11 protein-coding genes are annotated in these 12,422 nt (G+C 53.7%); 3 read left to right on the top strand and 8 right to left on the bottom strand.

Annotation, left to right across the window (positions count from 1 at the left end):
• Positions 1 to 80 precede the first annotated feature (80 nt).
• From HNR75_RS12195 to HNR75_RS12220, 6 genes are all read right to left on the bottom strand, one after another.
• Positions 81 to 1,487, bottom strand: coding sequence for a 6-phospho-beta-glucosidase (locus HNR75_RS12195; RefSeq protein WP_188027261.1), 1,407 nt, complete (start codon positions 1,485 to 1,487; stop codon positions 81 to 83).
• A gap of 108 nt (positions 1,488 to 1,595) precedes the next feature.
• Positions 1,596 to 1,928 (bottom strand): PTS lactose/cellobiose transporter subunit IIA, encoded by a 333-nt coding sequence (locus HNR75_RS12200; RefSeq protein ID WP_188027262.1) that lies wholly within the window; start codon positions 1,926 to 1,928, stop codon positions 1,596 to 1,598.
• 35 nt (positions 1,929 to 1,963) lie between these two features.
• A complete protein-coding gene (locus tag HNR75_RS12205; RefSeq protein ID WP_188027263.1) occupies positions 1,964 to 3,268 on the bottom strand; it encodes a PTS sugar transporter subunit IIC in 1,305 nt (434 codons plus the stop codon).
• A gap of 24 nt (positions 3,269 to 3,292) precedes the next feature.
• Positions 3,293 to 3,598, bottom strand: coding sequence for a PTS sugar transporter subunit IIB (locus HNR75_RS12210; protein WP_188027264.1), 306 nt, complete (start codon positions 3,596 to 3,598; stop codon positions 3,293 to 3,295).
• Positions 3,599 to 3,861: 263 nt separating this feature from the next.
• Complete coding sequence (locus HNR75_RS12215) at positions 3,862 to 5,268, bottom strand: glycoside hydrolase family 1 protein (protein WP_188027265.1); 1,407 nt, start codon at positions 5,266 to 5,268, stop codon at positions 3,862 to 3,864.
• Between the two features lie 62 nt (positions 5,269 to 5,330).
• Positions 5,331 to 6,731: a PTS transporter subunit EIIC gene (locus HNR75_RS12220; RefSeq protein ID WP_188027266.1), complete on the bottom strand. Its 1,401-nt coding sequence runs from the start codon at positions 6,729 to 6,731 to the stop codon at positions 5,331 to 5,333.
• Positions 6,732 to 6,979: 248 nt separating this feature from the next.
• Between HNR75_RS12220 and HNR75_RS12225 the strand changes: the two genes are divergently transcribed.
• Positions 6,980 to 8,578, top strand: coding sequence for a carboxylesterase/lipase family protein (locus tag HNR75_RS12225; protein WP_188027267.1), 1,599 nt, complete (start codon positions 6,980 to 6,982; stop codon positions 8,576 to 8,578).
• 66 nt (positions 8,579 to 8,644) lie between these two features.
• On the opposite strand, the gene bfr (HNR75_RS12230) is transcribed toward HNR75_RS12225, so the two are convergent.
• Both bfr (HNR75_RS12230) and bfr (HNR75_RS12235) read right to left on the bottom strand, forming a co-directional pair.
• Entirely contained in the window at positions 8,645 to 9,112 is a 468-nt protein-coding gene (bfr, locus tag HNR75_RS12230) for a bacterioferritin (protein ID WP_188027268.1), read from the bottom strand.
• A 9-nt stretch (positions 9,113 to 9,121) separates the two neighbouring features.
• Complete coding sequence (gene bfr, locus HNR75_RS12235) at positions 9,122 to 9,586, bottom strand: bacterioferritin (protein ID WP_188027269.1); 465 nt, start codon at positions 9,584 to 9,586, stop codon at positions 9,122 to 9,124.
• A 172-nt stretch (positions 9,587 to 9,758) separates the two neighbouring features.
• Here bfr (HNR75_RS12235) and HNR75_RS12240 point away from each other — a divergent pair, with 172 nt between their 5' ends.
• Positions 9,759 to 9,956, top strand: coding sequence for a (2Fe-2S)-binding protein (locus tag HNR75_RS12240; protein WP_188027270.1), 198 nt, complete (start codon positions 9,759 to 9,761; stop codon positions 9,954 to 9,956).
• 122 nt (positions 9,957 to 10,078) lie between these two features.
• Positions 10,079 to 12,352 carry a putative bifunctional diguanylate cyclase/phosphodiesterase gene (locus HNR75_RS12245; protein ID WP_188027271.1) on the top strand — a complete coding sequence of 758 codons (2,274 nt, stop codon included), beginning with the start codon at positions 10,079 to 10,081 and terminating at the stop codon, positions 12,350 to 12,352.
• Positions 12,353 to 12,422: the final 70 nt, after the last annotated feature.

A 12,422-nucleotide genomic window follows, 5' to 3' on the forward strand; every position in this document is an offset into this window, starting at 1 on the left:
GTGGTTCAATCCGGCAGAAACAGGCTCATGGACGCACAGGTAAGATATTCAGGAGCTCACCTTTCCAATGCCTGACTCTCTCAGAGTTCTTCACCATTGGTCGCAATGACGTCTTTGTACCAATAGAAACTTTTCTTCCGCAGACGACGACCGGTACCCTGACCTTCATTGTCTTTGTCTACGTATATGAAACCATAACGTTTTTTCATTTCACCGGTGGACGCACTAACCAGATCGATCGGCCCCCAGGTGGTGTATCCCATTAGTTCTACACCATCTGCTATCCCCTCTGCAACCTGTTGCAGGTGATCACGCAGATAATCGATACGATAGTCATCGCTAATGGAATCGTCGGCGTTCACGCTGTCGATCGCGCCCAGCCCGTTTTCCACGATAAACAGCGGTTTCTGATAACGGTCGTACAACTGGTTCAGGATGATACGCATGCCTTTCGGGTCAATCTGCCAGCCCCATTCCGATGCTTTCAGATACGGGTTCATCAGGCCGCCCATCAGGTTACCGCCGGTTTTTTCCCGACGATCCGGATCGGCACTTTCCACCTGGCTCATGTAATAACTGAACGCCACATAATCCACGGCATACTGTTTCAGGATCGCTTCATCACCGGTGGCCATCTCGATTTCAAACCCGTTCTCACGGAACAGACGTTTGGCATAAGACGGATAATAACCACGCGCCTGCACGTCGCCAAAGAACAACATCTGACGATCTTTCGCCATCGCTTTCAGCGTATCGTCCGGGTTACAGGTATCCGGGTAAGTTGGCCAGGCGGCAATCATGCAGCCAATTTTGGCGTCAGGAATAATTTCATGACAGGCTTTGACGGCCAGTGCACTGGCAACCAGCTGATGATGCGCAGCCTGGAATTGTAACTGCAGTTTGTTTTCGCCTTCTTTGAACACCAGACCTGCAGCAGTAAACGGCGCATGCAGTACACAGTTGATTTCATTGAACGTCATCCAGATTTTGACTTTGCTCTGGTAACGGGTGAACACGGTTTTGCAGTAACGCTCATAGGCAGTAATCAGCTCACGGCTGCGCCAGCCACCATATTTGGTCACCAGCCCTAACGGCAGATCGTAGTGGTTCAGCGTGACAACCGGCTGCATGCCTTTGCTCAGCAGATCGTCGAACACGTCATCATAGTATTGCAGACCGGCTTCATTCGGTTCGGCATCATCGCCGTTCGGGAAAATACGTGACCAGCCGATAGAAAGACGCAGGCAGTTAAAGCCCATCTCGGCAAACAGGGCGTTGTCGTCTTTATAGGTGTGATAGAAATCGATCGCGGTGTGGTAAGGGAAATCACCCAGCTCGCCGTTTAACACCGGCTCAGAATTCAGAATGCCACGCGGCATGACATCAGCCACGGATAACCCTTTACCATCGGCGTTATAGGCGCCTTCAACCTGGTTGGCGGCAATCGCGCCACCCCAGAGGAAATTTTTTGGAAACTTAGCAGTCATTATCAGAAATCCCTAGTCGTGTTGTTTTTATAAGTTTTTTGTAAGTCCCGGCGCGTGTGCCTGTCGTTCACCCCTGAATGTGGCACACGCTCCGGATACTCGGGTTACTTACGCCGCTTCCGCCGCCGCAACCGCTTCTTCACGCTGACGGTAAATCGCGATCAGCTCTTCGATCATTTCGCGCGCCAGCATGGAGGTCATGATGTGGTCCTGTGCATGCACCATCACCAGATTGACCGGGATCTTGCCGCAACCTTCGTCCATACCAATCAGCATGGTCTGCACATCATGGGCACGCTTGGACGCTGCTGAGGATTCCGCCAGTTGCTCTTCCACCTGGGCCCAGTCACCTTTTTTGGCCGCACGCAGTGCCTGCATCGCATAACTACGGGCTTCACCAGCGTTGATGATCAGCTCCATTACAGTTGATTCCATATCCATCTTTACATCTCCGGTATCAAATTCAGGTTAATTAATCAGGCAGTTTGCGCATTCATTTCTGCTTCCATCTCAGCTTCCTGAGCCAGCAGTTGTTTTTCATACACTTTGAAGAACGGCAGGTAGATCAGGAAATCAATCACCAGCAGACCCAGAACCAGTAAGCCGTTATTGACCTGCCAGCCGGCACTCCATGCCGCACCGATTGGCGCAGGCGCAGTCCACGGTACCAGCGAGATCACCTTACCGATCAGATCCGCACTGGCAGCGGTATAGGCGATGATCGCGTTAACCATCGGAGCGACAATGAATGGGAAGAACAGCACCGGGTTCATCACGATCGGGCTACCGAAAATCACCGGCTCGTTGATGTTGAAGCAGGCTGGTACTACGCCCAGTTTGCCGATAGAACGCAGGTGAGCCGATTTACTGCGGGTATACATCAGCACCAGTGCAAAAGTCGCACCTGAACCACCGATAGTGATGAAGTACTGCCAGAAGGACTCAATAAAGATGTGTGGCAGAGGCTGACCAGCCGCCAGTGCGTCCTGGTTCAGACCCAGGTTCACCAGCCAGAATGGCTGCAAAATACCGCCGACAATCGCCGCGCCGTGGATACCGGCGAACCACAGAATATGGCACAGGAACACTGCAAACAGGATCGCTGGCAGGGAGTCTGCAGCAGAAATCAGCGGTTTGAAGATGGCCATGATCGCTTCAGGCAACAGCATACCGAACTGATGCTGCAGGAACAGGTTCAGCGGGTAGATGGTCAGGATCACAATCAGTGCCGGGATCAGCAGGTTGAAAGACTGACGGATTTTTTCCGGTACCTGCTCAGGCAGTTTGATACCGATGTTGCGTACTTTCAGGAAGCGCATCAGCTCGGTGACATAGATACCGACGATGATGGTGGTGAAAATACCGGTGCCACCGAGGAAACCGGCCGACAGCGCGCCATCTTTCATCGGAGCGGCAATCAGCAGGAAGGTCATCAGCGACAACATGGCGCAAGGGAAAGCGTCCAGTTTGTAGCTTTGCGCCAGGTTAAAGGCAATACCGGCACTGATATAACAGGCCATGATCCCCATCGACATGTTGAACGGGGTCATGATCTCGTTGAAGTATTGTTTGGACATGCCCAGCCACCATTGCCCGAAAGCAAAGGAGGTATCCGGTGAAAACGGTGGAAACGCAAACACCAGCAGGAATGAACCTACGATCATGAATGGCATCGCACCGATGAAGCCGTCACGAACGGCCATGATGTGACGTTGCGTACCCGCTCGCGCCGCGATTGGGCTGATTTTATTCTCGATAAAATCAAAAAATGCGTTAGACATAAGAATTTCCCTGACTAGTGTCTGTTATTGCATCATGGCCAGTGCATCGGCGAGGATCTTGTCGCCGCGCATCATGCCGTAATCCATGCTGTTGATAACGGCAATCGGTTTGCCTGCCGCTTCCGCCTTTTTCTTGAATTCTTCAAATTTGTATTTGATCTGCGGGCCTAACAGGCAGCAATCATATTTCGGCAGGGTGGCATCGAATTCTTCCATGGCCACTGCCACGATTTCAGTCTCGATACCCTTCTGTGCCGCCGCCTGTTTCATTTTGTTGACGACCATGCTGGTTGACATACCAGCTGCGCAGCATAAAAAAATCTTTTTCATAATCACTAACTCCAGGGTTTCCCCAATGCATCCTGTGTGTGCGTGTAAAGTGGCAGGTGCCCCCAAGCGATCCTGCAACCGGTTGCATAATCCCATATACTGAAACCGGTTTCTGTGAGGTGTTTCGCAAAATGTAAGAGGAAAATAACGGGCAGGAATTTTTGTGATCATGGATCACAAAAAGAGGGAAAACGAATCGGGGATGGTTTGACCAATATAAGAAAAAGGCTCCACAATCGGAGCCTTTTCAACGCAGATCGCTGTTATTTCGCGCCGTTTTTCGCAATCAGCGCGTTATACCAGAAGAAGCTCTTCTTCTTGGAACGTTTCATGTCTTTCAGGTCAAACTCGTCACGGTTGACGTGGATGAAGCCGTAACGTTTGCTGCAACCCTGGTGCGTGGAAACCAGATCGATCGCAGACCATGGGCAGAAACCGAACACCTCAACGCCGTCGGTGATCGCCAGCTGGATTTGATCGATATGCGCCTGCAGGTAGTTGATGCGGTAATCATCGTTGATTGAACCGTCCGCTTCGACCTTGTCAAACGCGCCCAGACCATTTTCGGTCACGATCAGTGGCAGCGCATAGCGCTCGTAGATTTCACGCAGCGTGTTGCGGAAGCCCACCGGGTCAATTTCCCAGCCGAAGTCGTTTTTGCCCAGATTCGGGTTAGACGCGCCTTTATACACGCCGATTTCACCAACCACGATCTGCTGGTCACCGGTCGAGCCGACATCGCTGGCATCACCGGCACTGGCGGCCACGGTCTGGGTGGAGTAGTAGTTGAAGGCGATGAAATCCGGCTTGGCGCTGGCCATGATTTCCATATCCCCTTCTTCGATATCCGGAGTAGCATTACGCTCTTCCAGGAAACTCCAGGCAATGTTGTTGTAACGGCCATACACCGCCATATCCAGGTACAGCCAGTTACGGATGGACGAGCAGTTGCTGGCCGCCAGCACATCTTCCGGTTTGGAAGAAGCCGGGTAGATCGCCGAAATGTTCGGTGCCGGACCAATCTTCGCGTGCGGCAGAATTTCGTGGCACGCTTTCATCGCTTTGGCCTGAGCCAGCAGCATGTGATGGTTCTGCTGATACAGATCTTTGACCGGGTTTTCACCGGAAACACTCTTGGTACCGATAGCATCACCGTGCAGAATCATCATGTTCTGCTCGTTGATGGTCAGCCAGTATTTGACGCGATCGCCATACAGCTCGAACAGGGTTTCGCAATAGAACGCAAACGCATCGACGGTGGCACGGTTGGACCAGCCGCCTTTCTGCTGCAGTGCATACGGCAGGTCGAAATGATAAATAGTCACAATCGGTTCAATGTTATGCGCTTTCAGCTCATTGATCAGATTGTTGTAGAACGCCACGCCCAGCGGGTTAATTTCGCCGGTGCCGTGCGGGAAGATACGGGTCCAAGCAATCGAGAAGCGGTAGGCTTTCAGTCCCAGCTCGGCGAACAGTTTCACGTCTTCTTTGTAGTGATGATAGTGATCACTGGTCACTTTGAAATCGGTGGTGCCCGGCACGACCGGCGCTATATCAATGACTGACGGACCTTTACCGTCTTTATCCCAGGCGCCTTCTACCTGATACGCAGAAGTCGACGCACCCCAGAAAAAGTTCTTCGGAAAATCTTTCAGTGTCTTATGCAGCATGTTGTTTCTCCGTACCTCGAAATGGATTGGGCTTCACCCTGTCGGATGAAGCCTTAATAAAATCAGTTTGTTGCCAGTGATGTCGTTGTCGCCATTGGTCTTTTCTTGTGTTCGGTCTTAACTGGTTTCTTATCAAAACCGAACATCATGGTCAGCAAGAATGCCAGACCGAAACCGGTTCCAATTCCGATAGCATATTGCAGTACCGGGGTGAAAACAGGGATCGACAGCACGCTATGGAAAGCAAACGCGGTCAGTTTCGCCTGGAACGCACCGTTCAGAGCGCCACCCACGGCACCGGCAATCACCACCACCGGAATCGTGCGGCGGAAGCGCATGATCAGGCCGTAGATAATCGGTTCAGTCACACCTGCCAGCAGACCGGTGACAGTAGCCGGACCAGCCAGCGCCTTCACATTGGCATCTTTCGCCCGCAGGAAAATCGCCAGCGCGACGCCCATCTGGGCAAAGGTCGCCGGAGCCCACATCGCGGCAATCGGATCACCGCCGGCACCCAGGTTGGCAATGATGATTGGTACGATGCCCCAGTGCAGACCCAGCACCACCAGAAACATCATCGAACCGCCAATCACCGCACCGGTCAGAATGCCGCTGTGCGCGCTCAGCCAGTTGATACCATCGGCGATCAGGTTACCCAGGTAGACGCCGAACGGACCGAACGCCAGCACGGTCAGCGGCACAATCGCCAGCAGACACAGCATCGGCACCATGAACATCTGGATGTTGTGCGGGCAGACCCGCTTCAGGAATTTTTCCAGAATGGCCAGAATGGCCACGGCGATAAACACCGGGAACACAGTAGAAGCATAGTTGATCGCCACCACCGGAATGCCGAAGAAGGTCGCGCTCTGCGAACCGATCAGGCCGGTAAAGTTAGGCTCCATCAGGGCCGCGCCGATGGCACCACCGACATAACCGTTCGCGCCCATCTTGATGGCGGCGGAGATACCCAGCAGCACCGGCAGGAAGTGGAATACGGAGTTCGCGGCGGCCGACAGAATCAGATAGGTACTGCTGGCCGGATCAATCCATTGCAGCATCACCAGCACCGCCAGCAGCGCCTTGATCATGCCGGAGCCAGCCATGGCGCCGATCAGCGGCGAAAAGCTGCCGGATACCACTTCAAAAATGCGGGCGCCCAACGATCCTTTTGCTTTGCTTTCAGTACGGGTGGCGCTGGCCGCAGTGACAGCACCACCGCTCAGCAGGGTCATCAACTCTCTGTAAACATGGGAGACATGGCTGCCCACGATCACCTGAAACTGACCGCCGCTTTCGACCACGCTTAAGATACCGTTCAGGTTCTGCAGCTCGGTTTTGTTCGCCTTGCTGTTGTCGTGTAAGGTAAAGCGCAGACGGGTTGCACAATGCACCAGCGCCTGCACATTCTCTGCGCTGCCCACCAGCTGCAGAATTGTTTTTGCCAAACCAGAATAACTCATGTGGAAACCTCGGAATTTCTCGACCTGTGTGTTTTTTATTCGTTATGACGACGGGGCACGCCTCCGTCTGTGCTGACACAATAAAATGCAACCGGTTGCACAACTACCAGAAGTGATCAGTTTTGTGATGACACTCGCAAAGATAATTCCCCCGAAGCGATGATTACCCGGTAAAAATGTAACCGGTTTCTGTTTGGTATACAAACGGGTACTTGAAGCGCATTATTTAATCAACGGGAGAGTTCGGCATGAGGTTAATTCAAGGTAAGAGGGCTTGTATGATGGCGATTTGTACTGCCAGCGCATTGTTTCCCTATGCATCTGCGACCGCGCAGGCATCACCGGTGGTCACCATTGAGAGCGGAACGCTACAGGGCGTTGCCGACGATGGTGTGCTCGCGTTTAAAGGGATCCCGTATGCCGCACCACCGGTCGGTCAGCTGCGCTGGCAAGCGCCACAACCGGCCCCTGCCTGGAAAGGGGTTCGTCAGGCCGATCAGTATGGTCATGACTGTATGCAGGAGCCTTTCCCCAGTGATGCCGCACCTTTAGGTACGCAGCCGGCCGAAGATTGCCTGGTGCTGAACGTCTGGAAACCCGCACACAACGTCAGCGGAAAATTACCGGTGATGGTGTGGATTTATGGCGGTGGTTTCGTCAATGGTGGCTCATCTCCGTCGGTTTATGACGGCAGCCAGTTTGCCCGGCAGGATGTGATCCTGGTCAGTTTCAATTACCGCGTCGGCCGCTTTGGCTTCTTCGCCCATCCGGCGCTGACCAAAGAAAATCCGGATGGAGTACTGGGCAATTACGGCTTTATGGATCAGATCGCCGCGCTGCAATGGGTACAACGCAACATCGGCGCTTTTGGCGGTGATGCGGAGAATGTCACGCTGTTCGGTGAATCGGCCGGCGGGTTCTCGGTACACACCATGCTGACCTCGCCGCTGGCCAAAGGCCTGTTCCACAAGGCCATCATCCAGTCCGGCGGCGGCAGAACCAGCATTGGCGGTGGCCGTTACCTGCAAAGCCCGAGCGCCAGCGGGTTACCGTCGGCGGAAGATGTCGGGCTGGCTTTCGCGGCGAAAAACCAGATCAGCGGCACCGATGAAAAAGCACTGGCCGCCCTGCGTGCATTGCCGGCAGAAACCGTCACCGACGGTCTGAACATGATGACCATGAATGATCCGACCTATTCCGGCCCGTTCCTTGATGGCAAGCTGGTGACCGCCGAACCGCAGGATATCTACCGTGCCGGTGAAGGCATGAGCGTGCCGCTGCTGGTCGGCGCAACCGATATGGATATCGGCTTCCCGCCGCAGGTGAAAAACATGCAGGAAGCGCTGGCGCCATTAGGCAAGCCGCAATATCAGCAAGCCGTACAGGCCTATAATCCGGACGGAAAATATAGTGCGCAGGAGGTCGCGCAGATGCTGGCCAGTGACCAGATGATGGTCGAACCGGCCCGCTTTGCCGCCAGAATGGCCACCGCGCAGGGACAACCGGTTTATGCCTACCGCTTCGCTTATGTCGCCGATTCGATGAAATCGGAATGGCAAGGGGCGCAACATGCCACCGAAATTCCGTATGTGTTCAACACGGTACAAGCCCGTTACGCCGATGCGCTGACGGAAAGCGATAAAGCGATGTCGGCCCAGGTGCAGCAATACTGGGTGAACTTTGCCAAAACCGGCAATCCGAACGCGGCAGGCTTACCCAACTGGCCGGTTTACGATGCCAAAAGCGATCAGATCCTGCTGTTTTCTGCCAACGGCGCACCGCAGACAGCGGCCGTTACCGATCCGTGGCAAACCCGCCTGGATTTGATAGAAAACCTGTTCAAATAGATCCGGAAACGGCCTGTCATCAGGCCGTTATTTCCGCAGCACGTGATCCGGCAACAGCAGAAAAAATTACATCTGTGACTGCAGATAGTTCTGCAAACCAATCTGATCGATCAGGCGCAGCTGTTTTTCCAGCCAGTAAGCATGATCTATCTCGGTGTCTTCCAGCTGTTTTTCCAGCATTTCCCGGGTCTGGTAGTCCTGTTCATCCTCGCACAGCTTGATCGCCGCTTTCAGGTTTTTTACCACGCTGTATTCCAGCGCCAGATCATTCTGCAGCATTTCCAACACACTTTTCCCGATATGCAGCGGTTCACGCACCGTCATCTCGGGTACACCTTCCAGAAACAGAATACGCTCGATGATCCAGGCGGCATGCTGCTTCTCTTCATCCGACTCATGGTTATTGCGTTCAAACAGCTTGTTATAACCCCAGTCCTGATACATGCGGGAATGAATGAAATACTGATCGACCGCAGTCAGCTCGCCGGCCAGCAGCTTATTCAGCTCCGCAATGACAACGGGTTTTCCTTGCATAACTCCCCCTTACATCTGACTTTGCAGATAATTCTGAATACCGGTGGTGGCGATCAGGTTTTGCTGTGTTTCCAGCCAGTCGAGAAAATCCTCCTCATACTCGAGGATTTCTTCCAGCAGATCCCGGCTGACAAAATCGGCCGCCTGCTCGGCGACGGCTATCGCTTCACGCAATAGCACCAGCTGATCCTGTTGCAGCGACAGATCGCATTGCAGCATCTCTTCGGCGTATTCCCCGATACGCAGATATTCCAGATTCTGCAGATTAGGTAAGCCATCCAGAAACAGGATCCGCTCAATCAGCGCATCCGCCTGTTTCATGTCTTTGATCGATTTCTTGTAGTCATGCTCGTTTAAGGCATTAAACCCCAGATGACGGTACAGGCGGGCATGCAGAAAATACTGGTTGATGGAAGTCAGTTCCCAGGTCAGCACTTTGTTCAGCATGGCGATGACTGCTTTATCTCCTTGCATGGCGGATCCTCATGTGGTGACAAGCTATATAATTTAGCCTAATCCCTGCAGCGGATTTCGCAACTTAATTAGCATCTGCAGCACATCTTTTTTTGCGCAAAAAACCGGCAACTCTCTTGATTGAGCTCGTAATGAGAAGTATTATCAAATAAGAGGCTAACAGGAGATTGCGATGATCATTTGTCATTGTCATGCGGTGAATGACCGGCAAATTAAAGAGGCGGTGGCGAACGGCATTGATACCGTGCGCGGACTGAACCGAGAACTGCAGGTGGGTAATACCTGTGGCCAGTGTCTGCCACACGTCCGTCGTGTTCTTGAACAGACCCTAATGCAGATCGCCGAGCCATCCGCGAAAAAAGTCGCCTGATCTCACCGTTCCGGCGCAGCAGTCATAGCCCGACGCGGGGTTTTGTGCACCGGGGGTTTTACCTTCGGCGCAGATTACGTCATTCTAGCAGTGTATGGTGTATCAGGACCCGGAATAATCCCATGCTGCTGGAATTCATCAAAAACGTCGCGCTGTTATTATCATTGTGCCTGCTGCAGGGATTCAATCTTCGCCTGAGCCGGAACTACCAACCGCTACAGCCACTCCTGGCCGGATGCCTGTTCGGCTGTATTTGTGTCGTAGGCATGATGACACCGGTACAGCTGGAGCCCGGCGTTATCTTCGACGCGCGTTCTGCCATTCTCAGTATGGCCGGCCTGTTCGGCGGGGCGCTGGTCGCTACGGTTGCCGGCGTGATTGCCGGGATTTATCGTCTGTGGCTGGGTGGTGCCACCTATGCGCTCGGTATCCTCACCATTGTGATTTCGGTGGTGCTGGGGCTGGTATTCCGGGTCGCTCATCAGCGAAGTTGGGTGAAAAAGGGCCCCCTCCAGCTTTTGCTGTTTGGCTTTCTGCTGCACACCGTGATCCTGCTGATGTTTTCGCTGTTCCCGTTCCCGCTGCTCAATTCCTTCATGCAGCAGATTGCGCTGCCGTATACGCTCTCGTTTGCCCTGGCCACCATGCTGCTGGGGCTGATGCTGCAGGGCATCATGAACCGGAACAGAACCGAGCAGGCCTTGCATGACAGTGAATCCAGTCTGCGAGCCATCGTGCAGGCTATCCCGGATCTGATGGTCATCATTGATGAAGACGGGCATTATATTGACACGCTGCCCGCCACCAACAATCCGTTTTATCCGCGGGCGCAGGCACTGATCGGCAGTAGACTACACGCAGAACTCCCGCAGGAAACCGCCGACCTGATACTTGCGACCGTCCGTGACAGTCTCCGCCTGAAACAAACACAAACCATCGAATATGAACGTGACGACGGGATTGGCAGCAGACTGGTCGAAGGACGGGCGCAGCCGCTGGGTCACCGTATCAACGGTAAACAGGTGGTGGTTTTTCTGGCGCGGGACATTACCGATCGCAAGGTCAAAGAAGAAGAGATCACCTGGCTGGCCTTTTACGATCCGCTGACCGGACTGCCGAACCGGCGTTTACTGCAGGACCGGCTGCATCAGGCAATGGCCGGCAGCAAGCGCAGCGGACATTACAGTGCCCTGCTGTTTATTGACCTTGATAATTTCAAGACTCTGAATGACACCCAGGGTCACGACATGGGCGATCAGCTGCTGAAACAGGTCGCCGCACGTCTTACCGGCTGTGTGCGGGAATGCGATACCGTGGCACGGCTCGGCGGGGATGAATTTGTTGTTATGCTGGAACAGTTAAGTCATCAGGAAGAAATCGCCGCCACCCAGAGCCAGATGATCGGAGAAACCATTCTGGCGACTCTGGCTGCGTCCTATCAAATCGCCGGTTATGAACATAACAGCAGCGCCAGTATCGGCATTACCCTGTTCGGCGCGCATCAAACCAGCAGCGATGAACTGATGAAACGTGCCGATATTGCCATGTATCAGGCCAAGTCCGCCGGCCGCAATACCCTGCGTTTCTTTGACAACAAAATGCAGTTCCTCATCTCGTCCCGGGCGGAGCTGGAAAAGGATCTGCGGGAAGGGCTGCGTCAGCAGCAACTGCGGTTGTTTTATCAGCCGCAGGTGGATGTGCACGGACAAATCACCGGCGCCGAAGCTCTGCTGCGATGGCAGCATCCGACCCGGGGCATGGTACCACCGGCAGATTTTATTCCGTTGGCAGAAGAGAGTACCCTGATTCTGGTGATCGGTGACTGGGTACTTAACGAAGCCTGCCGCCAGTTACAGCGTTGGGCCGGGCAGCCTGCCATGGCCCACCTCTCGCTGGCCGTGAATATCAGTGTCCGCCAGATCCACCAGCCGGATTTTGTCGATCGGGTATTAGCCGCCATTCACACCACCGGCATCCGGCCAGAACGGCTAAAACTGGAACTGACTGAAAGCCTGCTGCTGGAAGACAGGGACGAAATCATTCACAAAATGACCGCACTTAAAACCTGCGGGGTCGGCTTTTCCCTGGATGATTTCGGCACCGGTTACTCCTCGCTGGCCTATCTGAAACAACTGCCGCTGGAACAGCTGAAAATCGATAAGTCCTTTGTCCGCGATTTGCTGATCGACCAGAAGAATGCCGCTATTGCCAGCACGATCATTACGCTGGCCCGGAGTTTGGGGCTGAATGTAATCGCCGAGGGCGTGGAAACCGAAGCACAGCGTCAGCGTCTTGCAGAGCTCGGTTGTGACGCTTATCAGGGCTATCTGTTTGGCCGCCCAGTGACGGCAGATACGCTGTTTGCTTTGACTGTTCACGGACCGGCACTGCGCTGAAATTCGCCATAAACAGACTCTTTTGGTTCTGGAAAGAACTCCGCTTCAGGCATATCATTCCTGTGAACCA

Origin of the sequence: Tolumonas osonensis (assembly GCF_014202415.1) — a bacterium.
Taxonomy (GTDB): Bacteria; Pseudomonadota; Gammaproteobacteria; order Enterobacterales; family Aeromonadaceae; genus Tolumonas; species Tolumonas osonensis.

What these genes read in the sequence shown, in the direction of transcription:
- bfr (WP_188027269.1), bottom strand. Translation starts at nt 9,586, where the DNA reads ATGCAAGGAGATAAAGCAGTCATCGCCATGCTGAACAAAGTGCTGACC.
- HNR75_RS12195 (WP_188027261.1), bottom strand. Translation starts at nt 1,487, where the DNA reads ATGACTGCTAAGTTTCCAAAAAATTTCCTCTGGGGTGGCGCGATTGCC.
- HNR75_RS12215 (WP_188027265.1), bottom strand. Translation starts at nt 5,268, where the DNA reads ATGCTGCATAAGACACTGAAAGATTTTCCGAAGAACTTTTTCTGGGGT.
- HNR75_RS12205 (WP_188027263.1), bottom strand. Translation starts at nt 3,268, where the DNA reads ATGTCTAACGCATTTTTTGATTTTATCGAGAATAAAATCAGCCCAATC.
- HNR75_RS12225 (WP_188027267.1), top strand. Translation starts at nt 6,980, where the DNA reads ATGAGGTTAATTCAAGGTAAGAGGGCTTGTATGATGGCGATTTGTACT.
- HNR75_RS12245 (WP_188027271.1), top strand. Translation starts at nt 10,079, where the DNA reads ATGCTGCTGGAATTCATCAAAAACGTCGCGCTGTTATTATCATTGTGC.
- HNR75_RS12240 (WP_188027270.1), top strand. Translation starts at nt 9,759, where the DNA reads ATGATCATTTGTCATTGTCATGCGGTGAATGACCGGCAAATTAAAGAG.
- HNR75_RS12220 (WP_188027266.1), bottom strand. Translation starts at nt 6,731, where the DNA reads ATGAGTTATTCTGGTTTGGCAAAAACAATTCTGCAGCTGGTGGGCAGC.
- HNR75_RS12210 (WP_188027264.1), bottom strand. Translation starts at nt 3,598, where the DNA reads ATGAAAAAGATTTTTTTATGCTGCGCAGCTGGTATGTCAACCAGCATG.
- HNR75_RS12200 (WP_188027262.1), bottom strand. Translation starts at nt 1,928, where the DNA reads ATGGATATGGAATCAACTGTAATGGAGCTGATCATCAACGCTGGTGAA.
- bfr (WP_188027268.1), bottom strand. Translation starts at nt 9,112, where the DNA reads ATGCAAGGAAAACCCGTTGTCATTGCGGAGCTGAATAAGCTGCTGGCC.